This window comes from Streptococcus sp. KHUD_013 (assembly GCF_052588545.1).
This window is the reverse complement of sequence record NZ_CP186264.1, coordinates 1932071-1958379: the sequence shown is the minus strand read 5'-3', so window position 1 is coordinate 1958379 and position 26309 is coordinate 1932071. Positions and strand designations below refer to the sequence as shown.

24 protein-coding genes are annotated in these 26309 nt (G+C 44.5%); 22 read left to right on the top strand and 2 right to left on the bottom strand.

The genetic code is table 11. The annotated features are described in order from the left end of the window. Positions 1–87 precede the first annotated feature (87 nt). The 5 genes from ACOXXR_RS09445 to purH all read left to right on the top strand — a co-directional run bounded on the left by ACOXXR_RS09445 (position 88) and on the right by purH (position 8530). Positions 88–3813, top strand: coding sequence for a phosphoribosylformylglycinamidine synthase (locus ACOXXR_RS09445; protein ID WP_445278482.1), 3726 nt, complete (start codon positions 88–90; stop codon positions 3811–3813). A 12-nt stretch (positions 3814–3825) separates the two neighbouring features. After that, positions 3826–5265 carry an amidophosphoribosyltransferase gene (gene purF, locus ACOXXR_RS09440; protein WP_048687883.1) on the top strand — a complete coding sequence of 480 codons (1440 nt, stop codon included), beginning with the start codon at positions 3826–3828 and terminating at the stop codon, positions 5263–5265. Positions 5266–5330: 65 nt separating this feature from the next. Then, on the top strand, positions 5331–6353 hold the full coding sequence (purM, locus tag ACOXXR_RS09435) for a phosphoribosylformylglycinamidine cyclo-ligase (protein WP_445278481.1): 1023 nt from the start codon (positions 5331–5333) through the stop codon (positions 6351–6353). Continuing rightward, positions 6353–6907 carry a phosphoribosylglycinamide formyltransferase gene (gene purN / locus ACOXXR_RS09430; RefSeq protein WP_445278480.1) on the top strand — a complete coding sequence of 185 codons (555 nt, stop codon included), beginning with the start codon at positions 6353–6355 and terminating at the stop codon, positions 6905–6907. The genes purM and purN overlap by 1 nt, the downstream gene beginning before the upstream one ends. A 75-nt stretch (positions 6908–6982) precedes the next feature. Next, positions 6983–8530 carry a bifunctional phosphoribosylaminoimidazolecarboxamide formyltransferase/IMP cyclohydrolase gene (purH, locus tag ACOXXR_RS09425; protein ID WP_445278479.1) on the top strand — a complete coding sequence of 516 codons (1548 nt, stop codon included), beginning with the start codon at positions 6983–6985 and terminating at the stop codon, positions 8528–8530. 54 nt (positions 8531–8584) lie between these two features. Here the strand turns inward: purH and ACOXXR_RS09420 are convergent, their stop codons facing one another. Then, positions 8585–9589 carry a GBS Bsp-like repeat-containing protein gene (locus ACOXXR_RS09420; protein ID WP_223355663.1) on the bottom strand — a complete coding sequence of 335 codons (1005 nt, stop codon included), beginning with the start codon at positions 9587–9589 and terminating at the stop codon, positions 8585–8587. 194 nt (positions 9590–9783) lie between these two features. Between ACOXXR_RS09420 and purD the strand changes: the two genes are divergently transcribed. From purD to purB, 7 genes are all read left to right on the top strand, one after another. Then, complete coding sequence (gene purD / locus ACOXXR_RS09415; RefSeq protein ID WP_445278478.1) at positions 9784–11046, top strand: phosphoribosylamine--glycine ligase; 1263 nt, start codon at positions 9784–9786, stop codon at positions 11044–11046. 77 nt (positions 11047–11123) lie between these two features. Next, complete coding sequence (purE, locus tag ACOXXR_RS09410; protein ID WP_048717071.1) at positions 11124–11612, top strand: 5-(carboxyamino)imidazole ribonucleotide mutase; 489 nt, start codon at positions 11124–11126, stop codon at positions 11610–11612. After that, positions 11599–12690 (top strand): 5-(carboxyamino)imidazole ribonucleotide synthase, encoded by a 1092-nt coding sequence (gene purK, locus ACOXXR_RS09405; protein ID WP_445278477.1) that lies wholly within the window; start codon positions 11599–11601, stop codon positions 12688–12690. Before purE ends, purK begins: the two co-directional genes overlap by 14 nt. A gap of 1 nt (position 12691) precedes the next feature. Then, positions 12692–12949 (top strand): hypothetical protein, encoded by a 258-nt coding sequence (locus ACOXXR_RS09400; RefSeq protein ID WP_152904106.1) that lies wholly within the window; start codon positions 12692–12694, stop codon positions 12947–12949. Positions 12950–13053: 104 nt separating this feature from the next. Beyond that, positions 13054–14004: a ketopantoate reductase family protein gene (locus ACOXXR_RS09395; RefSeq protein ID WP_287517134.1), complete on the top strand. Its 951-nt coding sequence runs from the start codon at positions 13054–13056 to the stop codon at positions 14002–14004. 8 nt (positions 14005–14012) lie between these two features. Further along, a complete protein-coding gene (locus ACOXXR_RS09390) occupies positions 14013–14240 on the top strand; it encodes a phosphoribosylaminoimidazole carboxylase (protein ID WP_315376160.1) in 228 nt (75 codons plus the stop codon). Positions 14241–14294: 54 nt separating this feature from the next. Next, on the top strand, positions 14295–15593 hold the full coding sequence (gene purB / locus ACOXXR_RS09385; protein WP_445278476.1) for an adenylosuccinate lyase: 1299 nt from the start codon (positions 14295–14297) through the stop codon (positions 15591–15593). A gap of 235 nt (positions 15594–15828) precedes the next feature. Here the strand turns inward: purB and ACOXXR_RS09380 are convergent, their stop codons facing one another. Next, positions 15829–16545 carry a GntR family transcriptional regulator gene (locus tag ACOXXR_RS09380; RefSeq protein ID WP_006595289.1) on the bottom strand — a complete coding sequence of 239 codons (717 nt, stop codon included), beginning with the start codon at positions 16543–16545 and terminating at the stop codon, positions 15829–15831. Positions 16546–16676: 131 nt separating this feature from the next. Between ACOXXR_RS09380 and ACOXXR_RS09375 the strand changes: the two genes are divergently transcribed. The 10 genes from ACOXXR_RS09375 to ACOXXR_RS09330 all read left to right on the top strand — a co-directional run bounded on the left by ACOXXR_RS09375 (position 16677) and on the right by ACOXXR_RS09330 (position 26284). Continuing rightward, a complete protein-coding gene (locus tag ACOXXR_RS09375; RefSeq protein ID WP_445278475.1) occupies positions 16677–18464 on the top strand; it encodes a glycoside hydrolase family 35 protein in 1788 nt (595 codons plus the stop codon). Next, positions 18461–18937, top strand: coding sequence for a PTS system mannose/fructose/N-acetylgalactosamine-transporter subunit IIB (locus ACOXXR_RS09370; protein WP_003009322.1), 477 nt, complete (start codon positions 18461–18463; stop codon positions 18935–18937). The genes ACOXXR_RS09375 and ACOXXR_RS09370 overlap by 4 nt, the downstream gene beginning before the upstream one ends. A 26-nt stretch (positions 18938–18963) precedes the next feature. Continuing rightward, entirely contained in the window at positions 18964–19878 is a 915-nt protein-coding gene (locus ACOXXR_RS09365; protein ID WP_003013827.1) for a PTS mannose/fructose/sorbose/N-acetylgalactosamine transporter subunit IIC, read from the top strand. Next, entirely contained in the window at positions 19865–20686 is an 822-nt protein-coding gene (locus tag ACOXXR_RS09360; protein ID WP_445278474.1) for a PTS system mannose/fructose/sorbose family transporter subunit IID, read from the top strand. The genes ACOXXR_RS09365 and ACOXXR_RS09360 overlap by 14 nt, the downstream gene beginning before the upstream one ends. 11 nt (positions 20687–20697) lie before the next feature. Continuing rightward, on the top strand, positions 20698–21102 hold the full coding sequence (locus tag ACOXXR_RS09355) for a PTS sugar transporter subunit IIA (RefSeq protein WP_048717085.1): 405 nt from the start codon (positions 20698–20700) through the stop codon (positions 21100–21102). Between the two features lie 97 nt (positions 21103–21199). Beyond that, positions 21200–22363 carry an SIS domain-containing protein gene (locus tag ACOXXR_RS09350; RefSeq protein ID WP_445278473.1) on the top strand — a complete coding sequence of 388 codons (1164 nt, stop codon included), beginning with the start codon at positions 21200–21202 and terminating at the stop codon, positions 22361–22363. Positions 22364–22390: 27 nt separating this feature from the next. Further along, positions 22391–23431, top strand: a complete 1041-nt coding sequence (locus ACOXXR_RS09345; protein WP_445278472.1) for an aldose epimerase family protein — start codon at positions 22391–22393, stop codon at positions 23429–23431. Between the two features lie 740 nt (positions 23432–24171). Further along, positions 24172–25170 carry a Holliday junction branch migration DNA helicase RuvB gene (gene ruvB, locus ACOXXR_RS09340; RefSeq protein WP_045760104.1) on the top strand — a complete coding sequence of 333 codons (999 nt, stop codon included), beginning with the start codon at positions 24172–24174 and terminating at the stop codon, positions 25168–25170. A gap of 6 nt (positions 25171–25176) precedes the next feature. Beyond that, a complete protein-coding gene (locus ACOXXR_RS09335) occupies positions 25177–25743 on the top strand; it encodes a nucleotidyltransferase family protein (RefSeq protein WP_445278471.1) in 567 nt (188 codons plus the stop codon). A gap of 118 nt (positions 25744–25861) precedes the next feature. Then, positions 25862–26284, top strand: coding sequence for a low molecular weight protein-tyrosine-phosphatase (locus ACOXXR_RS09330; RefSeq protein WP_313964852.1), 423 nt, complete (start codon positions 25862–25864; stop codon positions 26282–26284). The last annotated feature ends 25 nt before the right edge of the window (positions 26285–26309 follow it).

Below are 26309 nucleotides of genomic sequence, written 5' to 3'. Positions count from 1 at the left end.
GAAAAATTACAGGGCTTGAAGTAATCTTTTTGAAAGGGAAAACCTTCGTCTTTAATAACTTTTTTGAATAGAAATAAAGGAACTAAAATGGATAAACGTATTTTCGTTGAGAAAAAAGCTGATTTTCGTGTAAAATCAGACTCTTTAGTAAAAGAATTACAGCATAATCTTCAGTTGAAAACGTTGAAGGATCTTCGGATTGTTCAGGTTTATGATGTCTTTGGTTTGGCAGAGGACTTGTTTGCGCGTGCGGAAAAACACATCTTCTCTGAGCAAGTGACTGATACTGTTTTGGACGAGGCTGCGGTTCAGGCTGATCTTGAGAACTATGCTTTCTTTGCTATCGAAAGTTTGCCTGGTCAATTTGACCAACGGGCAGCATCTTCGCAAGAAGCTTTGCTTTTGCTTGGTAGTTCAAATGATGTAACAGTGAATACAGCACAATTGTACTTGGTTAACAAGGATATTGATGCGAATGAATTGGAAGCTGTCAAAAACTACCTTTTGAATCCAGTGGATTCTCGTTTCAAAGATATCACTGTTGGTATTGCGAAACAGGATTTCTCTGAGTCTGACAAGACCATTCCAAGCTTGGATTTCTTTGAAACTTATACGGCAGAAGATTTTGCACAGTATAAGGCTGAGCAAGGATTGGCCATGGAAGTGGATGACCTTCTCTTCATTCAAGATTACTTCAAGTCTATTGGACGTGTGCCAACTGAGACGGAGTTGAAGGTGTTGGATACCTACTGGTCTGACCACTGCCGTCACACAACTTTCGAAACTGAGTTGAAAAACATCGACTTCTCAGCTTCTAAATTTGAAAAACAATTGCAGGCGACTTATGACAAGTACATTGCCATGCGTGATGAGTTGGGACGTACAGAAAAACCTCAAACCTTGATGGATATGGCCACTATTTTTGGTCGTTATGAGCGTGCTAATGGTCGTTTGGATGACATGGAAGTGTCTGATGAAATCAATGCCTGCTCTGTTGAAATTGAAGTGGATGTCAATGGTGTGAAAGAACCATGGCTTCTTATGTTCAAGAATGAAACCCACAACCACCCAACTGAAATCGAACCATTTGGTGGTGCGGCTACTTGTATTGGTGGTGCCATTCGTGACCCATTGTCAGGTCGTTCATACGTTTACCAAGCCATGCGTATCTCAGGTGCTGGTGATATTACAGCTCCAATTTCAGCAACTCGTGCTGGTAAATTGCCACAACAAGTGATCTCTAAAACAGCGGCTCACGGTTATTCTTCATACGGTAACCAGATTGGTCTTGCAACAACTTATGTTCGTGAATACTTCCACCCAGGTTTCGTTGCTAAGCGTATGGAGCTAGGTGCAGTTGTCGGTGCGGCTCCTAAAGAAAATGTTGTCCGTGAAAAACCTGAAGCAGGTGATGTGATTATCTTGCTCGGTGGGAAGACTGGACGTGACGGTGTCGGTGGTGCGACAGGTTCTTCTAAAGTTCAAACGGTTGAATCTGTTGAAACAGCTGGTGCTGAGGTTCAAAAAGGGAATGCCATCGAAGAACGGAAGATTCAACGTCTTTTCCGTAATGGGGATGTGACCCGTCTGATCAAGAAATCAAATGACTTTGGTGCTGGTGGTGTCTGTGTGGCTATCGGTGAATTGGCAGATGGTCTTGAAATTGATCTAGACAAAGTGCCATTGAAATACCAAGGCTTGAACGGTACCGAAATTGCCATCTCTGAATCTCAAGAACGGATGGCTGTGGTGGTTCGTCCAGAAGATGTAGATGCCTTCGTTGCAGCATGTAATAAAGAAAATATTGATGCTGTTGTCGTTGCGACAGTGACGGAGAAACCAAATCTTGTCATGCACTGGAATGGTGAAACAATCGTGGATTTGGAACGTCGTTTCCTTGATACAAACGGTGTACGTGTGGTTGTAGATGCTAAGGTGGTTGACAAGGATGTTAAGCTTCCAGAAGAACGTCAAACATCTGCTGCAACCCTTGAAGCTGATACTCTTGAAGTCCTGGCTGACCTTAACCATGCCAGTCAAAAAGGGTTACAAACCATCTTTGATAGCTCAGTTGGTCGTTCAACAGTTAATCACCCACTTGGTGGTCGCTACCAAATCACACCAACGGAAGCTTCTGTACAGAAATTGCCAGTTCAACATGGTGTGACTACAACTGCTTCTGTCATGGCGCAAGGGTTTAACCCTTATATCGCCGAATGGTCTCCATATCATGGTGCTGCTTATGCAGTCATCGAAGCAACTGCTCGTTTGGTTGCTGCTGGTGCCAACTGGTCTAAGGCTCGCTTCTCTTATCAAGAGTACTTCGAGCGTATGGATAAACAAGCAGAGCGTTTTGGTCAACCAGTAGCTGCTCTTCTTGGATCCATCGAGGCTCAGATTCAACTTGGTTTGCCATCTATCGGTGGGAAAGACTCGATGTCTGGTACCTTTGAAGAATTAACCGTACCACCAACCTTGGTTGCTTTTGGGGTCACAACTGCAGATAGCCGTAAGGTTCTTTCTCCAGAATTCAAAGCTGCTGGTGAAAATATTTACTACATTCCTGGTCAAGCTTTGGCACAAGAAATTGACTTCGAACTTATCAAATCTAACTTTGCTCAATTTGAAGCCATCCAAGCTGACCACAAAGTGACAGCCGCATCAGCTGTTAAATATGGTGGTGTGGTTGAAGCTCTTGCCCTTGCAACATTTGGTAACCATATCGGAGCAAACGTCGAATTAGCTGACCTTGACACTAGCTTGACAGCCCAATTGGGTGGATTCGTCTTCACATCGACTGAAGAAATTGCAGGTGTTGCTAAGATCGGACAAACAGTAGCTGACTTTACACTTACTGTCAACGGTGTAACGCTGGATGGACACAAACTTGACAGTGCTTTCCAAGGTAAATTGGAAGAAGTTTACCCAACGGAATTTGCACAAGCAACTGAGTTGGAAGAAGTACCTGCTGTAGCATCTGATGCTGTGATCAAAGCTAAAGAAATAGTTGAAAAGCCAGTGGTTTACATCCCAGTATTCCCAGGTACCAACTCTGAATACGACTCCGCTAAGGCCTTTGAAAAAGAAGGTGCCAAAGTCAACTTAGTACCATTTGTCACACTCAACGAAGAAGCGATTGTCAAGTCTGTTGACACCATGGTTGACAACATTGAAAAAGCCAACATTATCTTCTTTGCAGGTGGCTTCTCAGCAGCAGATGAACCAGATGGATCAGCTAAATTTATCGTTAACATCTTGCTCAATGAAAAAGTTCGTTCGGCTATTGATAGCTTCATCGAACGCGGAGGCTTGATCATCGGTATCTGTAATGGATTCCAAGCTCTTGTCAAATCAGGTCTTCTTCCATACGGTAACTTTGAAGATGCAAGCAGTACCAGTCCAACCCTCTTCTACAATGATGCCAACCAACACGTGGCTAAGATGGTGGAAACTCGGATTGCCAATACCAACTCACCATGGCTTGCGGGAGTAGAAATTGGAGACATCCATGCCATCCCAGTATCACACGGTGAAGGGAAGTTTGTCGTGACAGCTGAGGAATTCGCAGAGCTTCGTGACAATGGTCAAATCTTTAGCCAATACGTTGACTTCGAGGGCCAACCAAGCATGGATTCAAAATACAATCCAAATGGTTCTGTCCATGCGATCGAAGGGATTACCAGCAAGAACGGTCAAATCATCGGGAAGATGGGTCACTCAGAACGTTTCGAAGCTGGTCTCTTCCAAAATATTCCAGGAAATAAAGATCAACATCTCTTTGCATCAGCAGTTCAATATTTTACTGGAAAATAAAAGGTATACAACATGACATACGAAGTAAAATCTCTTAATGAAGAGTGTGGAGTCTTTGGGATTTGGGGACATCCAGACGCAGCAAAACTCACCTATTTTGGTCTTCACAGTCTCCAACACCGGGGACAAGAGGGAGCAGGCATCTTGGCCAATGATCAAGGAACCTTGAGACGTCATCGGGATACAGGTCTGCTTTCAGAAGTCTTTCGGAATCCTTTAAATCTAGAAAAATTGACAGGATCTTCTGCTATTGGACATGTTCGCTATGCGACAGCGGGGGAAGCGTCTGTGGATAACATCCAACCCTTCCTCTTCCGCTTTCACGATACGCAGTTTGGTCTGGCCCATAATGGGAATTTGACCAATGCCCAATCGCTCAAATCGGAATTAGAAAAAAATGGGGCTATCTTCAGCTCGACCTCTGACTCAGAAATTCTAGCACACTTGATTCGTCGGAGCCACAACCCTTCCTTTATGGGGAAAATCAAGGAAGCACTCAATACGGTCAAAGGTGGGTTTGCTTATCTGATGCTGTTTGAAGATAAGCTGATCGCGGCGTTGGACCCAAATGGCTTCCGTCCTCTTTCCATCGGGAAAATGGCCAATGGTGCCTTGGTTGTTTCTTCTGAAACCTGTGCCTTTGAGGTGATTGGGGCAGAATGGATCCGAGATGTGCATCCTGGTGAACTCGTGATCTTTGATGAAAATGGCATTACCTATGATCGCTATACGGATGATACTCAACTAGCAATTTGTTCTATGGAGTATATCTATTTTGCTCGTCCTGATTCCAATATCCAAGGGGTCAACGTCCATACAGCTCGCAAGCGGATGGGCGCTCAGTTAGCACGAGAATTTAAGAACCAAGCAGATATTGTGGTGGGGGTGCCCAACTCTTCTCTCAGTGCGGCCATGGGCTTTGCGGAAGAATCCGGTCTGCCAAATGAAATGGGCTTGATCAAGAATCAGTATGTTCAACGGACCTTTATCCAACCGACTCAGGAATTGCGGGAGCAAGGGGTTCGGATGAAGCTTTCTGCTGTATCCGGTGTCGTGAAAGGCAAACGGGTTGTCATGATTGATGATTCTATCGTACGTGGGACAACATCACGTCGGATTGTGAAGTTATTGAAAGAAGCAGGAGCTACCGAAGTCCATGTGGCAATTGCCAGTCCAGCTCTGGCTTATCCATGTTTCTATGGAATTGATATCCAGAGCCGCGAAGAGCTAATCGCAGCTAACCATACAGTAGAGGAAACTTGTGAGATTATCGGTGCGGACAGCCTGACCTACTTGTCCATTGATGGTTTGATTGATTCTATTGGCATTGATACCGATGCACCAAACGGTGGTCTTTGTGTAGCTTACTTCGATGGGAAATACCCAACGCCTTTGTATGACTACGAAGAACGCTATTTGGAAAGCTTGAATGAGCAGACATCCTTTTATTAGGATTGTTTACAAGTGAATCTAATCAATCATCAGTAGGATCTAGGAATAGAAAAAGGAAAAAACAAATGACAAATAAAAATGCTTACGCGCAGTCTGGCGTAGATGTTGAAGCGGGTTATGAAGTTGTTGAACGAATTAAAAAACACGTGGCGCGTACGGAACGTGCAGGTGTTATAGGAGCTCTTGGTGGTTTCGGTGGTATGTTTGACCTTTCAAAAGCAGGTGTCAAAGAGCCAGTTTTGATTTCAGGGACGGATGGTGTCGGAACTAAGCTCATGTTAGCTATCAAGTATGACAAACACGATACCATTGGTCAAGACTGTGTGGCCATGTGTGTCAACGATATCATCGCTGCAGGTGCAGAGCCCCTCTACTTCTTGGACTATGTCGCAACTGGTAAAAATGAACCAGCTAAACTAGAACAAGTCGTTGCTGGTGTGGCTGAAGGTTGTGTACAAGCAGGTGCAGCCCTCATCGGTGGGGAAACTGCTGAAATGCCTGGTATGTATGGCGAAGACGACTATGACTTGGCTGGGTTTGCTGTTGGTGTTGCTGAAAAATCTCAAATCATTGACGGTTCAAAGGTAGCTGAAGGCGATGTGATTCTTGGACTTGCTTCAAGCGGTATCCACTCAAATGGTTACTCACTTGTTCGTCGTGTTTTTGCAGATTACACAGGTGAAGAAGTTCTCCCAGAATTGGAAGGCAAGAAACTTAAAGACGTTCTTCTGGAACCAACTCGTATCTACGTCAAGGCTGTTTTGCCACTCATCAAAGAAGAATTGGTCAACGGGATTGCCCACATCACAGGTGGTGGTTTCATCGAAAATGTACCACGTATGTTCTCAGATGACTTGGCTGCTGAAATTGACGAAAGCAAAGTGCCAGTTCTTCCGATTTTCAAAGCCCTTGAAAAATATGGCCAAATCAAACACGAAGAAATGTTTGAAATCTTCAACATGGGAATTGGTCTCATGCTTGCGGTCAAACCAGAAAATGTGGAACGTGTCAAAGAACTTCTTGATGAACCTGTTTATGAAATCGGTCGAATTGTGAAGAAAGATGGCGCAAGTGTGGTGATTAAATAATGGCTAAAAGGATTGCTGTTTTTGCTTCCGGGAATGGTTCAAACTTTCAGGTGATTGCGGAACAATTTCCAGTAGAATTTGTCTTTTCAGATCACCGGGATGCCTATGTCATAGAACGTGCCGAAAAGCTAGGGGTATTATCCTACGCTTTTGAACTCAAAGAGTTTGAGAACAAGGCAGACTATGAAGGAGCCATTGTCGAACTTTTGGATGAACATCAGATTGACTTGGTTTGTCTGGCAGGCTATATGAAAATCGTCGGTCCAACCTTGCTAGCAGCTTATGAAGGCCGTATCATTAATATTCACCCGGCTTATCTTCCTGAATTTCCAGGTGCTCATGGTATTGAGGATGCTTGGAATGCAGGCGTTGCTGAGAGCGGCGTGACTATTCACTGGGTGGATTCTGGTGTGGACACTGGTAAGGTTATCAAACAAGTCCGTGTGCCACGCCTAGCAGGGGATACCCTTGATACTTTCGAAACTCGCATCCACGAAACAGAGTATAAGCTCTATCCAGAAGTGTTGGAACATTTGGGAGTTGCACGAAAATAAGGAAGCCCTAGAGCTGAAAAAACATTTTTGACTCTAGCAGATGAAGAACTTTTTTAAAAAAGGAAAAGAAAGAAAATGACTAAACGCGCACTAATTAGTGTTTCAGATAAAGCGGGTATCGTTGAATTTGCCCAAGAACTCAAAAAACTCGGTTGGGATATCATCTCAACAGGTGGTACTAAAGTTGCCCTTGACAATGCTGGGGTGGACACCATTGCAATCGATGATGTGACGGGTTTCCCAGAAATGATGGACGGTCGTGTGAAGACCCTCCACCCAAATATCCACGGTGGTCTCCTCGCTCGTCGTGACCTTGATAGTCACTTAGAGGCTGCTAAGGATAATCAGATTGAGCTCATCGACCTTGTTGTGGTCAACCTTTACCCATTTAAGGAAACCATCCTTAAACCAGATGTGACTTACGCTGACGCGGTGGAGAACATCGATATCGGTGGCCCATCTATGCTTCGTTCAGCAGCGAAAAACCACGCTAGCGTAACAGTTGTGGTAGATCCTGCTGACTATGCTGTGGTGCTTGACGAATTGGCAGCCAACGGCGAAACCACATACGAAACTCGCCAACGGTTGGCAGCGAAAGTATTCCGCCACACAGCAGCCTATGATGCCTTGATCGCACAATACTTCACAGCTCAAGTGGGTGAAAGTAAACCTGAAAAACTTACTTTGACTTATGATCTCAAGCAAGCCATGCGTTACGGGGAAAACCCTCAACAAGACGCAGACTTCTACCAAAAAGCTTTGCCAACGGATTACTCTATTGCATCCGCTAAACAATTGAACGGGAAAGAATTGTCCTTCAACAATATCCGTGACGCGGATGCTGCGATTCGGATCATCCGTGATTTCAAAGACCGTCCAACCGTTGTGGCTCTCAAACACATGAACCCATGTGGAATCGGTCAAGCTGACGATATCGAAACTGCTTGGGACTATGCTTATGAATCTGACCCAGTATCTATCTTCGGTGGTATCGTAGTCCTCAACCGTGAAGTAGATGCTGCGACGGCTCATAAAATGCACGGTGTCTTCCTTGAAATCATCATTGCACCAAGCTATACTGATGAAGCGCTTGAAATCTTGACAACTAAGAAGAAAAACTTGCGTATCCTTGAGTTGCCGTTTGATGCTCAAGATGCTAGCGAAGTGGAAGCAGAATACACTGGTGTTGTTGGTGGTCTCCTCGTTCAAAACCAAGACGTGGTGAAAGAAAGTCCAGCTGACTGGCAAGTGGTTACGAAACGTCAACCAACTGAGACAGAAGCTACAGCTCTTGAGTTTGCTTGGAAAGCTATCAAGTATGTCAAATCAAATGGGATCATCGTGACCAATGACCACATGACACTTGGCGTTGGCCCAGGTCAAACCAATCGTGTGGCATCTGTCCGCATCGCTATTGACCAAGCTAAAGACCGCCTTGACTGTGCTGTCCTTGCTTCAGATGCCTTCTTCCCATTTGCAGATAACGTGGAAGAAATCGCCAAAGCAGGTATCAAAGCGATCATCCAACCAGGTGGTTCCGTCCGTGACCAAGAGTCGATCGAGGCTGCTGACAAATATGGCTTAACCATGATCTTTACAGGTGTTCGTCACTTCAGACATTAACCTAAAAAGGCACTCATCGATGGATGAGCGCCTTTTTTGTTGGTTAGGAATTCCTTAATTTGGATAGATATAGCTGACCGTTCCCCAGACAATATTCGTGGGGTCAAACCAGCCACGGAAATTGTTGATGGTCCGATTTCCATTGTAATTAGCTTCCTTCACTTGGATCTTTTGATCATGCTCGACCTCCGTCACGACTGCAACGTGGCCATAGCCTCCATTATCCCAACAGGCGATAGCTCCGACCTCTGGGGTATTTCCTGTCCGGAAGCCCGCAGCGCGTGCACTAGTAGCCCACATGCCACCATTTCCCCACCAGTTTTGTGACCAAGGAGCCAGCTCTTTGGCTGCCCAGGTACATTCGCCGACGGGATAGTAATTATCCGATTGGGTGAGCATTGGAGCAGGTTTAGCCCGCTCGACCTGAAATTCAGTGGCAAGTAAACCTTTTAAGTGCCCCTTGTCTTTTTGGTAGACGTGGAGATGAAAGGTTCCTTTCCCTGTATGTTTCTCGGCATTGAAGGATAATTGGTAGCGACCAGGTGCCGTTCTTTTTGCGGGATACCAGATCAGGTCGTCTTGGCCATCTTGTTCAGACCAGATGGGAAAGAAGACCTTCTCCACATCCTCAAAAAGCTGGAGTTGGATCTCAAATAGCTGTGCAGTGCTAGGTCGGACTGTAATCTTGGGTTGGGAAGAAGCCAGATCTTTTTCTTCAATGATTGTCTGTAGAGGAAACAGTCCTTCAATATTTCCGTTAGAATGAATCCCGTAGACATGGATGTGATAAAGTCCTGCTTGATCCAAATGATTGGTCAGAGGCACTCGCAAATCAAATCCATTTTCACCTCGTTGAACAGGATACCAAATGAGGTCGTCCTGTCCATTTTGCTCGGACCAAATGGGGACGCTAACGCTTTGGAAGCGGTCTGGAACGGTCCCGAGGTGGACAACTAATTGTCCTTTTTCCTTGTAGATATAATTGACGTTTTGCTCTGCTCTTGCAACTTGTGAAGCTCCTGTCCAGAAAAGACAAGCTGCTAAGAGTAGTTTCTTCATTCTCTGCATAAAACTCCTTTTTTAAAAAATATTAGAGGTCTCAATTATAATATTCGTAAAAAGGAGCAGAAATTTAAAAAATAATGAAAAAAGTTTGTTTTCTAATGAAAATCATCGGATATTCCTTGAAATATTAGAATAAAACGAACGATTATGATATAATTTAATAAAATAATTCGCAAAAGAGGTTCGAGATGAAACTTTTGGTTGTTGGATCTGGTGGTCGTGAGCATGCGATTGCCAAGAAATTGTTGGAGTCTACAAACGTTGAGCAGGTTTTTGTGGCTCCTGGTAATGACGGGATGCGATTAGACGGTCTGGATTTGATCAATATCGGAATTTCCGAACATTCTAAGCTGATTGACTTCGCAAAAGTCAACGATATTGCTTGGACCTTTATTGGTCCAGATGATGCCCTTGCAGCTGGTATCGTGGATGATTTCAATGCGGCAGGACTCAAAGCCTTTGGTCCGACCAAGGCTGCGGCTGAGCTAGAGTGGTCTAAGGATTTTGCTAAGGAAATCATGGTCAAGTACGACGTTCCGACAGCAGCCTATGGGACCTTTTCAGATTTCGAGGAAGCCAAGGCTTACATCGAAGAAAAAGGCGCTCCAATCGTCGTCAAGGCAGATGGGCTTGCTCTTGGGAAAGGTGTTGTCGTTGCGGAGACAGTTGAGCAAGCAGTTGAAGCCGCTCACGAGATGCTGTTGGACAATAAATTCGGTGATTCAGGTGCGCGTGTGGTCATCGAGGAATTCCTTGACGGGGAAGAATTCTCTCTCTTTGCCTTTGTCAATGGGGACAAGTTCTACATCATGCCAACGGCTCAGGACCACAAACGTGCCTATGATGGCGACAAGGGCCCTAACACTGGTGGGATGGGTGCCTATGCGCCAGTTCCTCACTTGCCACAGAGCGTGGTTGACACAGCGGTTGACACCATTGTCAAGCCAGTTCTTGAAGGCATGATCAAAGAAGGTCGTCCTTACACTGGAGTCCTTTATGCGGGACTTATCTTGACAGCTGACGGACCTAAAGTCATCGAGTTTAACTCACGCTTCGGCGATCCTGAAACGCAAATCATCTTGCCTCGTTTGACATCTGACTTTGCACAAAATATCACTGACATTTTGGATGGCAAAGAGCCAACTATCACTTGGACGGACAAGGGTGTGACACTAGGCGTGGTTGTAGCCTCAAACGGATACCCACTCGCTTATGAGAAAGGTGTCAAGCTTCCAGCCAAGACAGAGGGTGACATCATCACTTACTATGCTGGTGCTAAATTCGCTGAAAATGGCCAAGATCTCCTCTCAAACGGAGGACGTGTTTACATGCTAGTCACAACAGCAGACACCGTCAAAGAAGGTCAAAATATCATCTACAACGAACTCGACAAACAAAACACAGAAGGCTTGTTCTACCGAAACGACATCGGTAGTAAGGCAAATAAATAATTAGCGACCGTAGGTCGTAAAAGGCGAGCGAAAGCGAGCTAAGGTGATTGTCAAAAAAGGAAGAAAAAGGATAAAAAATGAAACCAGTAATTTCCATCATCATGGGCTCAAAATCCGACTGGGCAACCATGCAAAAAGCTGCTGAAGTCCTTGACAACTTCGGCATCGCTTACGAAAAGAAAGTTGTTTCCGCACACCGTACACCGGACCTCATGTTCAAACATGCTGAAGAAGCACGTAGCCGTGGCATCAAGGTCATCATCGCGGGTGCTGGTGGCGCTGCTCACTTACCAGGGATGGTTGCTGCTAAAACAACCCTTCCAGTTATCGGGGTACCTGTCAAGTCTCGTGCCCTTAGCGGCGTGGATTCTCTTTATTCTATCGTTCAAATGCCAGGTGGAGTGCCAGTCGCAACCATGGCAATCGGTGAAGCCGGTGCGACTAACGCTGCCCTCTTTGCCCTTCGTCTCCTTTCAGTAGAGGATCAGGCTATTGCGACAGCTTTGGCGGATTTTGCTGAAGAACAAGGAAAAATTGCAGAGGAGTCTACAAATGAGCTCAACTAAAACCATTGGTATCATCGGTGGTGGTCAACTCGGTCAGATGATGGCGATCTCAGCTATCTACATGGGACACAAGGTTATCGCGTTGGACCCAGCAGCTGATTGCCCAGCCTCTCGCGTGGCAGAAATCATCGTAGCCCCATACGACGACGTGGATGCTCTTCGTCAGTTGGCAGAGCGTTGTGATATTCTCACTTATGAATTTGAAAATGTGGATGCTGACGGTTTGGACGCCGTTATCAAGGATGGTCAGCTTCCACAAGGGACAGACCTACTCCGCATCTCCCAAAACCGTATTTTTGAGAAGGACTTTCTTTCTAACAAGGCCCAAGTCACTGTAGCACCTTACAAGGTCGTGATCTCAAGCCAAGACTTGGCAGATATCGACCTGTCTAAAAACTATGTCCTCAAGACGGCGACCGGTGGCTACGATGGCCATGGTCAGAAGGTCATTCGTTCAGAAGCAGATTTGGAAGAGGCCTATGCTTTAGCTGATTCAGCAGATTGCGTTTTAGAAGAGTTCGTCAACTTTGACCTTGAAATTTCGGTCATCGTGTCAGGTAACGGCAAGGACGTGACAGTCTTTCCCGTTCAGGAAAATATCCACCGCAACAACATTCTTTCAAAAACCATTGTGCCCGCTCGCATTTCTGAAAGTCTAGCTGAAAAAGCCAAGGCCATGGCAGTGCGAATTGCAGAACAACTCAACCTTTCTGGAACTCTTTGCGTGGAAATGTTTGCGACAGCTGATGACATTATCGTCAACGAAATCGCGCCTCGCCCACATAATTCAGGTCACTACTCAATTGAAGCCTGTGACTTTTCACAGTTTGACACGCATATTTTGGGCGTTCTCGGAGCACCACTTCCTGCTATTCACCTCCATGCACCAGCTGTTATGCTCAATGTTCTCGGCCAACACGTCGAGGCTGCTGAAACATATGTGACAGAAAATCCAAGCGCTCACCTCCACTTATATGGTAAACTAGAAGCAAAGCACAACCGCAAAATGGGACATGTGACTTTGTTTAGTGATGAACCAGATAATGTGGTTGAGTTTGGGAGAGGGATTGATTTTTAAAATGACAGAAGAATTTGATGATGTATTCGAAGATGATATTACTACTCTAACATTTACTTATGCGGACGATGTAGAGATTCCAGAAATTCCTGATGCAGAAGGGATTCATGTTGTAGAGATAACAAATAATCAATTAGTTATAAAGCATATCCGCGATGATGATGAGGTCTATGATTATATAAAGAGTTTTGGATTAACAAGTCGCCCTATAAAACTTTCGATTGAATTTTGTGTTTACGAAGATTCTGAGGAAGAATAGTATTTAAATTGAATGGGGAGAATATAGGATTCAACTCATCGTCAACTCATTTGTTAAACAAGAGAAGCCAGATAACTACTGAAGGAAAGGAATTGATTTTTTAAGTGAAAATAGCGATTCTAGGACTTGGAGTCATCGGGACTACTTATGCCTACGCCTTTCAAAAAGCAGGCCATCAAGTGGAACACGTATTGAGAAATAGTAAGAAAAGCACAGCTCCGAAGGAGTTGTCGGTTGATCTACTAGATGGTCGCTATCAATCCAAGGGTGAAAACAAACACGACACCTATGAGGTTCATGTGGCGGAAGCTGATTCGGAATATGATTTTATTTTTCTGAGTGTGCGTCATGGGTTTGTCAAAGAAGCTGTGGAGACCTTGCGAAAAAATAATATCAAAGGTACCCTTGTTTTCTTCTGTAATTTCTGGGATACTCGAAAAGAGGTCCAAGAGTGGGCAGGGGATTACGACTATATTCTGGCCTTTCCGACAGCGGGCGGTCACATGCAGGAGGACCATTTGGATGGTGTCTTGTTCGACCATTTAATGCTAGAAGGTGAGCAAAAAGCACACATTTCTAACTATGGTGATCTGACGACTTTACTGACTTCTGCAGATTTGAAGTGGGAAGTGCCTCATGATATGGTCGAGTGGATTTGGATTCACATGGCAATTAATGCAGGTGTCACTTCGACAGCTGCGCGTTCGGGAAATCTGGAAAACCCAGAAGAACTGGCTTTGAACTTGATGAATAGTTCATCGGAATTGTCATTGGCCATCAAGGCCATTCGAGAAGCCTTGAAAGTTGTAGAAGCGCGTGGTGTGAATTTGAAGCTTTACAAAGCTGAACTCTTACCTTACAAAATTCCCGCTTGGATAGCCGGAAAAGCCATGAAAGTCATGTTTGCGAAAAATGAGCTAACCCGAAAAATCATGACCTTGCACAATGACAAACAGGATATCTTCTATTGTTGTCAAAGTGTTTATCAAACTGGTCAGGAATTAGGTGTCAAGATGCCTATTCTGGAAGCAAATATGAAGGGCATTTCGATTTAGGAGGTTTTATGATTCAACTCATTGTCAACGCCTTTGTTGAAAAAGAGAAGACAGGGGCAGTCGTCGAAGTCTTGTATGCTAGTAGCGATCACGAAAAAGTGAAAGCTAAGTATGAAGAGCTAATTGCACAATATCCTGAAAACTATTTAGCCATCTATGATGTCCCACTGGATACGGATTTGAATACACTAGATCACTATCCATCTGTGTGGATCGGGAAAGAAGAATTTGAATAAAACGACTGTTGGTTGCTAGCTGATGTGAAACATCAAAAGAAAGGAAAAATAAACATGATCGAACGTTACTCTCGCCCTGAAATGGCGAACATTTGGACTGAAGAAAATAAATACCGTGCTTGGCTTGAGGTGGAAATCTTGGCTGATGAGGCATGGGCTGAGTTGGGGGAAATCCCTAAGGAAGATGTGGCTTTGATTCGTGAAAAGGCAGACTTTGACATCGACCGTATTTTGGAAATCGAGCAGGAGACTCGTCACGATGTGGTTGCCTTCACACGTGCGGTTTCTGAGACTCTTGGTGAGGAGCGCAAGTGGGTCCACTATGGCTTGACTTCTACTGACGTGGTGGATACTGCCTACGGTTACCTTTACAAGCAGGCCAACGACATCATTCGTCGTGACCTTGAAAACTTCACCAACATCATCGCTGACAAGGCTAAGGAGCACAAGTTCACCATCATGATGGGTCGTACCCACGGTGTGCACGCTGAGCCGACAACTTTTGGTCTTAAATTGGCGACTTGGTACAGCGAAATGAAACGGAACATCGAACGTTTCGAGCATGCGGCTGCTGGTGTGGAAGCTGGTAAGATTTCTGGTGCGGTTGGTAACTTTGCCAACATCCCACCATTCGTTGAAAAATATGTCTGCGACAAATTGGGTATCCGTGCTCAAGAAATCTCTACACAGGTCCTTCCTCGTGACCTTCATGCTGAGTACTTTGCAGTTCTTGCCAGCATCGCGACATCTATTGAACGCATGGCAACGGAGATTCGTGGTCTTCAAAAATCAGAACAACGGGAAGTGGAAGAGTTCTTTGCTAAAGGTCAAAAAGGGTCTTCAGCAATGCCTCACAAACGCAACCCTATCGGTTCTGAAAATATGACTGGTCTTGCGCGTGTTATCCGTGGCCACATGGTAACAGCTTATGAGAATGTCGCTCTCTGGCACGAGCGTGATATCTCTCACTCGTCAGCTGAGCGTATCATTGCACCAGATACGACCATCTTGATTGACTACATGCTCAACCGTTTTGGTAATATCGTCAAGAACTTGACTGTCTTCCCAGAAAACATGATCCGTAACATGAATTCAACCTTTGGTCTTATCTTCAGTCAACGTGCCATGTTGACCTTGATTGAAAAAGGCATGACCCGTGAGCAAGCTTACGACCTCGTTCAACCGAAGACAGCTCAATCATGGGATAACCAAGTCGACTTCAAACCGCTTCTTGAAGCAGATCCAGAGGTAACTTCACGTCTCACTCAAGAAGAAATCGACGAAATCTTTAACCCAACTTACTACACCAAACGTGTGGATGAAATCTTCGAACGCATCGGTTTGGGTGACTAAGCCCCTCATAGACTTGATCAAAAAAGACAAATATCTGAAGATATTTGTCTTTTTCTTTACCAATATTAGGTGCTCTAGGCCCTGAATTTATCATAATAAATTTTGACTGATTAAACTATTTATAGGAAGTCTATCACTAATTATAGATTATTCGTTTTACATGTTTTAGGAACTATTATTTCATGCTATAATTTGTATCATAAAAGTCTGAGGCCAAACCCCAGACTTTGAATGATCAATGATCACGATCACAAGAGATAAATTTGATTTTATAGTAGTCGCCGCGTTTATAGGTTTCGCTATATTCGAGAATTTGACCGGTCGCTTCCAATTTTGTCGTCTTCACTTGACGGACCGTTGGGAAGTTTTCATCGATATTCAACACAGAAGCGATTTTGCTTGGTGTTGGAAATACAATATCATTGATTTCTTCAAAGTGTTCATCATTCATATGGATATGATAATCTTCTTTAAAGCGATCATAAATCGAACTATAGTAATCTAAGCTCGGATAATTTGGATTAATATATTGCTCTGGAACATAAGTCTGGTGGTAGATATAGGTATCTTCACCGATATGACGGGTCCGATCAATCTTATAATAGAATTGAGTTGGAGCAAGTCCTAGTTTATCCAAGATGTTCAGTGCGTTGCCACGCTTGATAGAGAGAACTTTTACGGTCGCTTTTTGGATAGGGAAGGTTTCGACGTCTGAAAACTCAACCAGTTTGTGTTTTCTAGCGCGCGAAACAAAGGTTCCTTTTCCTTGTTGGCGGACAATGTATCCATCGCTAGCCAAATCGTTCAAAGCACGAACAACAGTAATCGAGCTAACATTATAAATCTTAATCAACTCGGCTTCTGTGTAAAATTTATCTCCATTTTCGAATTTGCCTGAGATAATTTGTTGCTTCAAATCATCTTTGATGTGTTGGTATTTTGGGATTGCCATGTGCTTCACCTCTTCTTTCGATATCCCTTGTTAATATTATTTTAACATATTTTTTTAAAAGTTGTTGACATTTTTTTATTAATATATTATATTAATAAATGAAAAGGGTTTCTTAGAAGGAGGTTATCAGTATGGGGGCATTTGAAATCCGAGAAGATTTTTATTTAAATGATCAACCTTTTAAGATTTTATCTGGTGCAATTCATTATTTTCGGATCGATCGTGAGGATTGGTATCATTCCTTATATAACCTAAAAGCTCTAGGTTTTAATACTGTTGAAACCTATGTTCCATGGAATGCTCATGAGCCACAAAGAGGCCACTTTCACTTTGAAGGGAATTTGGACCTGGAGCACTTTATCCAAGTAGCTCAAGAGTTGGATCTGTATGTGATCCTCCGTCCATCACCGTTTATTTGTTCGGAGTGGGAATTTGGGGGCTTGCCAGCCTGGTTAATCGAAGAAGACCTTCGGATTCGTTCATCAGATCCGGCCTTTCTCGAGGAAGTGGCTCGCTATTACGACGAACTACTGCCACGTGTGGCCAAGTACCAATTGGATCGTGGGGGCAATATCCTCATGATGCAGGTGGAAAATGAATACGGCTCTTATGGCGAAGACAAAGCCTATCTTCGGGCGATCAGAGATCTAATGATCGAGCGGGATATTACTTGTCCACTCTTTACTTCTGATGGACCTTGGAGGGCGACTCTTCGAGCAGGGACTTTGATTGAGGATGGACTCTTTGTAACCGGTAATTTTGGTTCGCGAGCAAATTACAATTTCTCTCAGATGAAAGAGTTCTTTGCGGAGCATGACAAAAAGTGGCCACTCATGTGTATGGAATTTTGGGATGGCTGGTTCAATCGTTGGAAAGAACCCATCATCAAGCGAGATCCAGAAGAGTTGGCAGAAGCAGTCCATGAGGTCTTGCAAGAAGGCTCTATCAATCTCTACATGTTTCATGGTGGGACCAACTTCGGATTTATGAACGGCTGCTCAGCACGAGGGACCGTGGATCTACCGCAAGTAACATCATATGACTATGACGCTCTCTTAGATGAGCAGGGCAATCCGACGGAAAAGTATTATGCTATTCAAAAAATGATGGCGACCTACTATCCAGAGTATCCACAGATGGATCCGCTTGTGAAGTCGAGTTTATCTGAACGAACATTGGAGTTGACCAAAAAGACTAGTTTGTTCGGCAATTTAAACGAGATTGCTCAAGTCACAGAAAGTCTTTACCCACAGACCATGGAAGAAATCGACCACCCATTAGGCTATCTGCTCTATGAGACAGAAGTGGAAATGGATGCGGAAGAAGAGCGCTTGCGTATCATTGATGCGCGTGATCGGGTACAGGTGTATGCCAATGATCAGTTGATTGCCACTCAATACCAAGAAGAAATCGGTCAAGATCTTTTTTTAAACGGAAAAAAGAAAACGATTACAAACTTAAAACTCTTGATCGAAAACATGGGAAGAGTCAATTATGGGCACAAACTCTTAGCGGATACCCAACGAAAAGGAATCCGAACTGGGGTTTGTATCGATCTTCATTTCAAGCTTTATTGGAAACAATATGCGCTTGATTTTAGCCAACTGGACCGCTTGGATTTTTCGAAAGAATGGCAAGAAGGTCAACCAGCTTTTTATCAATTTGCTTTTCATCTAGATCAGGTTGAGGATACCTTCCTTGATATGACTGGATTTGGAAAAGGGATCGTTCTTGTAAATGGCCACCATATCGGTCGTTTCTGGGAAGTCGGACCGACCACTTCACTTTACGTGCCTCATGGTTTCCTCAAAGAAGGAGCTAATAGCCTGATCGTCTTTGAGACAGAAGGGCGTTACCAAGAGACACTTGAACTTGTTCAACAACCTACATTCAAAGAAGTAAAGGGGGAAAACTTATGACTATTGTAGGATGCCGTATTGATGGACGTTTGATCCACGGGCAGGTAGCCAATCTTTGGACTACCAAACTAAATGTTTCACGTATCATGGTGATCGATGATGAAGTCGCTCAAAATGATATCGAAAAAAGTGGCTTGAAACTAGCGACACCGCCGGGTGTTAAGCTCAGTATCTTGCCAGTCGCAAAGGCTGCGGAAAATATCTTGGCTGGAAAATATGATAGCCAACGACTCTTTATCGTAGCTCGCAAACCTGATCGTTTCCTTCGTTTGATCGAAGCAGGCGTTCAGCTTGAAACGCTGAATGTCGGCAATATGTCTCAATCCGATGAGACACGCGCGATTACCCGCTCGATCAATGTGGTGGATGCGGATGTGGAAGACTTCAACAAGATCCACGAAAAAGGTGTAAAGATTACGTCTCAAATGGTGCCAAACGACACTGCAGAAGACTTTATGAAGTTATTAAAGTAAAAGAAAATTTTTAGGAGGAAATTGTCATGATACAATGGTGGCAAATTTTACTACTTACTTTGTACTCAGCTTATCAAATCTGTGATGAGTTGACGATTGTTTCATCAGCAGGCTCACCAGTCTTTGCTGGTTTCATTACAGGACTTGTTATGGGGGATTTAGGAACAGGTCTCTTTATCGGAGCGTCTCTCCAATTGACAGTGCTCGGTGTAGGTACTTTCGGTGGAGCTTCTCGTATTGACGCCACTTCTGGTGCCGTTCTTGCAACTGCCTTTTCAGTAGCGCAAGGTATTAAACCAGAAATTGCGATTTCAACTATTGCCGTTCCCGTAGCTGCTCTCTTGACCTATGCAGATATCCTTGGCCGTATGAGTACTACTGCCTTTGCACACCGTATTGATGCGGCGATCGAACGCTTTGATTATAAAGGAATTGAACGCAACTACCTTCTTGGTGCTGTTCCTTGGGCTCTCTCTCGTGCCCTTCCAGTCTTCTTGGCTCTTGCCTTTGGTGGTGCTTTTGTCCAATCTGTTGTTGACTTTGTTGCAAAATATCAATGGTTCGCAAACGGCTTGACTCTTGCAGGACGTATGCTTCCTGGTCTTGGATTTGCGATCTTGCTTCACTACTTGCCTGTGAAACGTCACCTTCACTATCTTGCCCTTGGTTTTGGCTTGACAGCGATGTTGACAGTGCTTTACAGCAATGTTCAAAGTGTTGGTGCTGCAATTTCTGCTATGCTTGGAACAGATGCGTTTGCAAAACTTCCAAAAGAACAAATGGTTGCCTTCACAAACAACTTCAAATCTGTATCTATGATCGGGGTTGCCATCATCGGTATCTTCCTTGCAGTGCAACACTTTAAAAACAGCCAACGTACAGTTGTAGCTGCTCCAGCAAGCAATGTAGAAAGCGGGGAAATTGAAGATGACGAATTCTAATAACTACAAACTCACTAAAGAGGATTTTAAACAAATCAACAAACGTAGCCTCTTCACCTTCCAATTAGGTTGGAACTACGAACGGATGCAGGCTTCTGGTTACCTTTACATGCTTCTTCCACAATTGCGGAAAATGTATGGAGATGGCACACCTGAATTGAAAGAAATGATGAAATTGCATACGCAATTCTTCAATACTTCTCCATTCTTCCACACCATTATCACTGGTTTTGATTTGGCTTTGGAAGAAAAAGATGGTGTCAACTCTAAAGATGCGGTTAACGGGATCAAGACAGGTCTCATGGGACCATTTGCCCCTCTTGGAGACTCTATCTTTGGATCTTTGGTTCCAGCTATTATGGGATCTATTGCAGCAACCATCGCGTCACAAGGTCAACCATGGGGTATCTTCCTTTGGATTGCTGTGGCAGTTGCTTATGATATCTTCCGTTGGAAACAGTTGGAATTCGCTTATAAAGAAGGTACCAACTTAATCAACAACATGCAAAGTACCTTGACAGCTTTGATCGAAGCAGCTTCTGTACTTGGTATCTTCATGGTCGGTGCCTTGATTGCAACGATGATCAATGTGGATGTAACCTGGATGCCACACATCGGGGACAAAGCCATCGATATCCAAGACATGCTCAATTTGATCTTCCCACGCTTGGTTCCAGCTATTATCACAGGTGTGATTTACTGGTTGCTTGGACGTAAAGGAATGAACTCAACTAAAGCTATCTTGTTGATTATCGTCGCAGCTATTTCCTTCTCTGCCTTTGGACATTTCTTCTTTGGAATGGAATAATGGAGTAAGGTATGGCAAAACACCTAGTATTGGTCAGTCATGGTCGCTTCTGTGAAGAGCTCAAAGCCAGCACAGAAATGATTATGGGACCACAAGACAACATTCATGCCGTGGCCCTCTTGCCAGAGGAAGGTCCTGAGGAGTTTACAGCCAAGTTTGAAGCCTGTGTTGCAGACTTCGATGACTATATCGTCTTTGCGGATCTTTTGGGAGGCACTCCTTGTAATACGGTTAGCCGTCTGATTCTTGAAGGGCGCGCCATTGACCTCTATGCAGGGATGAACTTGCCAATGGTAATTGAATTTATTAATAACAGCCTGGTCGGAGGAGAAGAAGCTTATCCAGCGCGTGCACAAGAAAGCATCGTGAAGGTTAATGATCTCTTGTCTAGCTTTGATGACGACGAGGATGAGTAAAATACGATAGCGAAAACCGCTTGAACATTCGGAATGGGGCTGGGACAATTGTCTCGGCCTCTTACCGCTTATAAGGCGAGTAGAAAAGAGGAGAAGCATGCTAGATTATACAAAAGAAGAACTGCTGGAACTGGGGGCTGAGATTACGACACGCGAAATTTACCAGCAACCAGAAGTTTGGAAAGAAACCTATCGTCTCTATCAAGAGAAAGCAAAAGAAATCCAAGAGTTTTTGGAGGCTATTGGGAAGCGTCATGGCTACATCAAGGTCATCTTGACAGGGGCAGGGACCTCAGCCTATGTGGGAGATACCTTGGTTCCTTACTTGCAGGAAGTCCACGATGAACGCCATTGGAATTTCCAATCCATTGCGACGACCGATGTCGTGGCGCATCCACAAACCTATCTCAAAAAAGAAGTGCCGACTGTCTTGGTTTCCTTCGCAAGAAGTGGCAACTCCCCAGAGAGTGTCGCAACCGTGCAACTGGCCCAAGATTTAGTTAATGAACTTTATCAGATCACCATTACCTGTGCAGCAGAAGGAAAACTGGCCCAGCAGGCTCACGGAGATGAGCGCAATCTCTTGCTCTTACAGCCGAAAGAAACCAACGATGCCGGCTTTGCCATGACCTCCAGCTTTACCTCTATGCTCTTGACAGCCCTCTTGGTCTTTGATCCAAGTGAGGAAGAAATCAAGGCAAAACGAGTAGAAGAACTGATTCACCTGTCAGAGCAGGTCTTGGAAAGAGATCGCGAGGTCAAGGAAGTTGTAGACTTAGATTTCGAACGCGTGATCTATCTGGGAGCAGGACCTTTCTTTGGTCTAGCCCATGAAGCCCAGCTCAAGATTTTGGAATTAACAGCAGGCAAAATCGCAACCATGTATGAGAGTCCTGTCGGCTTCCGTCACGGACCGAAATCTCTCATCAATGACCAAACCCTCGTCTTGGTCTTTGGATCCATTGATCCTTATACCCGTCAGTATGATCTGGACTTGGTTGGAGAAGTAGCTGGAGATCAGATTGCCCGTCAGGTCGTCCTTTTGACGGATCATGCTGTAGGGATTGAGCATGTACGGGAAGTGTTAGTAGACGCTTCTGCAGACTCACTAGATATCTACCGTGCCTTCCCTTACATTATCTACGGTCAATTGATTTCTCTCTTGACTTCGCTCAAGGTTCAAAACCGCCCAGACACGCCATCACCAACTGGAACAGTCAACCGTGTTGTACAAGGAGTGGTGATTCACCCTTTTCACTAGAATGAATAATCTTGGAGGAGACAACTTGTGAAACACTATCAAAAATATCTATTTGGTCAACTGGACGGCCAAGACGTAGAAGCTTATCGCCTCGAAAATGACCTAGGTTATCAATTGTCTGTCATGACCTATGGGGCGACGATCTTAGAGTATGTGACGCCTGACAAGCAGGATCAATTCGCCAATATTGTGTTGGGCTTTGACAATTTTGATGCCTATGTCGGCAATAGCCCCAAGTATGGAGCCAGCATTGGTCCAGTTGCTGGTCGGATCGCAGGAGCCAACTTTGAGCTCAATGGTCAAACCTATCACTTAGAAGCCAATAATGGTGCCAACTGCAACCACAGTGGATCGACTGGCTGGGACAGCGCCTTGTTTAGCGTGGAATCCGTGACAGACCAAGAAATCACCCTGTACACAGAGCGTGCAGATGGTACCGGTGGTTTCCCTGGAAATCTCAAGATCTGGGTGACCTATGGCTTGACGGAAGCAGGGGAGTTGGAAATCAGCTATCGAGTAGAAACGGACCAAGATACGCTAGTTAATCCGACCAACCACAGCTATTTCAACCTATCAGGCAACTTCACTCAGCCGATTAATGACCATGTCTTTCAGATCAACCATCAGGGGCTTTACCCTATCCATCCCGACGGTGTCCCTCTTCATACCGTAGATACAGAAAGTCCGGTTGTTCAGCATCTCTACCAAGCTATGCTCTTAGAGGATCTCTTTAAGGATTCGGATCCGCAAATCCGCCTGGTAGAAGGATTAGACCATCCATTTGCTCTTCCAGAAGGGCATGAAAATGCAGGCTTCTTCTATCATCAGCCGTCTGGACGCTTTTTGACCTTCAAGTCAGAAGCCTCAGCCTTGGTAGTTTATTCAGCCAATTTCGTAGATGAAACCGTTCATCTGCAAGGCCAACCAATGGTTCAGCATAATGGCTTGGCCTTGGAATTCCAAACCGTACCAGATGCCATTCATAGCGACCAAGCTGAAAAGGTTATCTTGAGAGCGGGTCAAGTCTTCACCAGCAAGACCAGCTACCATGCCATTGCTAAGAAATAGATAAGAAAGAGAGGGTGACAAACAAGGATGTGAAAACCTTGCTTGAAACCTCCTCTTTTTTTGAAAAAAAATTTTAAAAATGACTATAAGGAAACTTTAAGCTTCCCGTCGTATACTAATACCATCATCAAAGACCTCCTAACTTTGAATGATAAAACTCCTAAAACTTTTTCATAATAATCTCCCTATAAGAGCCACCAAAACCGGTGGCTTTTTTTCTGGGAGTGAGACAGAACAATTTTTAAAAATTGCTTCGCTTCCTTATTTTTTGGCTCAGGTTGAAAAGGTTCCCCAAACCTTTTCAATTGTCTCACCCCCGCACAGTTGATTAGGTAATCTTTGGAGCTATAAGAGCGAACAAAGATACCAATCAACCACTGCGTTATGTAATTATTACTAAACCTATTTCATCTAACCAAGCCCGATAGGGACGTAGACGAGCTTAGGTACGTTGACGCAGTTCGAACGCTAGTGAGAACTACGATCTTTAGAAAATTGAATGAGGTGAACTCAGAGAGTTCAACCGAATTTAGAGATATTGATGCAGTTTGAGCGGAGCGAAAACTACGCTCCTTATTTTTTACGAGCATCAGCGAGTTTAGGTACGTTCCTTAAAAAGAACAAGCTATTCTAAGAGGGAAACCGATTCCCAACACCTAACAATCAATAATTAGTGATAGATTGAATGGAATATGATTTTAAATCATCTGGAGGCATCATTTTTTGCTATAATAGACTGTATGAGTAGAATTTTAGACAATGAAATCATGGGCGATGAAGAGGCCGTTGAACGGACGTTGCGCCCGCAATATTTACATGAATATATCGGTCAGGATAAGGTTAAAGACCAGCTAAAAATCTTTATCGAGGCAGCCAAGCTTCGGGATGAAGCGTTGGATCATGTCCTTCTTTTTGGCCCTCCGGGGCTTGGGAAAACCACCATGGCCTTTGTCATTGCCAATGAACTGGGTGTCAATCTCAAGCAGACTTCCGGTCCTGTCATTGAAAAGGCTGGTGACTTAGTAGCCATCCTTAATGACTTAGAGCCGGGCGATGTCCTCTTTATCGATGAGATCCACCGTCTGCCTATGTCAGTCGAAGAAGTGCTATACAGCGCCATGGAAGATTTTTACATCGACATTATGATTGGTGCTGGCGAGACTAGCCGGAGTGTCCACCTGGATCTTCCTCCTTTCACTCTGATTGGGGCGACGACTCGAGCTGGGATGCTGTCCAATCCCTTGCGCGCTCGCTTTGGGATTACGGGGCACATGGAATACTATGAGCAAGATGATCTGACAGAGATTGTCGAGCGGACCGCCGAGATCTTTGAGATGGAGATTACCCACGAGGCTGCCGAAGAGCTTTCTCTTCGTAGTCGTGGGACTCCCCGGATTGCCAACCGTTTGCTGAAGCGGGTGCGTGATTTTGCCCAGATTATGGGCGACGGCTTGATTGACGACACCATTACAGACAAGGCTCTCTCTATGCTGGATGTGGACCATGAAGGTCTGGACTATGTCGATCAAAAGATCCTGCGGACCATGATTGAGATGTACGGAGGAGGCCCAGTTGGCCTTGGGACTCTTTCGGTCAATATTGCTGAAGAGCGAGAGACTGTAGAAGATATGTATGAGCCTTACTTGATTCAAAAAGGCTTTATCATGCGGACCCGGACAGGGCGCGTGGCGACCCGCAAAGCTTATGAACACCTGGGTTATCCCTACAATGGAGACTAGAAGAAAATGCTGACGGAAGAAGCGATAGTAGAGCAAATCCAAGCGGATCAAGAGATGATGACAGTCTTGGCTATTATTCGAGATCTCAACCTGGCAGATGCCTGGTTAGCAGCGGGTGCTGTGCGCAATTTTATCTGGAACCAGCTTTCTGGCAGACCAGGGTTTGACGCGTCGACAGATCTGGATCTGGTCTTTTATGACCCTACGATTAGCTATGAGGAGACTCTCCAGATCGAGCAGGAATTAAAGAAGACCTATCCCCAGCACGCTTGGGAAGTCAAAAATCAAGTCTACATGCACCAACATAGCCCAGGGACGGCCCCTTATCATAGTGCCTGTGATGCGGTTTCTAAATACCCCGAGCAGTGTACAGCTCTTGCAGTTTGCTTAAGGAATGATGGTCAGCTAGAGCTCTTTCTCCCCTATGGGACAAGGGATATCGAAGACTTCATCGTTCAGCCAACTCCACATTTTTTAGCTAGTCCCGAGCGTTTGGCAGTTTATACAGAGCGTATGCGGAAGAAAGATTGGAAACGAAAATGGCCAGCCCTTCAGATCATCCTGCCTAAATAAAAAAAGAAAGTCAGCCCACCTCAATGGTGGACAGGCTTTTTTCATCTTGCCTCAAAATTATAATTTTAGCAGATTATATTTTTCTCACATTCTGTTATAATAGAAAGGAGGTGCTGTCATGGAGAAAATTGTATTTGTGTGTTTAGGAAATATTTGTCGGAGCCCCATGGCAGAGTTTGTCATGAAGGATTTGACCAACCAGTATGAGATTGAGAGCCGTGCCACTTCTAACTGGGAGCACGGGAACCCTATTCACCAAGGAACTCAAAAGATTTTTCGCAGTCATGGCGTGCCCTATGATGTGTCTAAAACATCCCTTCAAATCAGTGACCAAGATTTTCATACCTTTGACCTGATCTTAGGGATGGATGAAAACAATGTGGCTGACCTCAAACGAATGGCACCGCCTGGAACAGAGCATAAGATTCATCTCTTTGCAGGAGAAAGTGTTCCAGATCCATGGTACACAGGAGATTTCGAAGAGACCTATCGCCGTGTCCTAGCTGGTTGTCAAGAGTGGTTGGAACGATTAGAAGATTAGTTTCGGACTGGCTCCTTAAAGGACT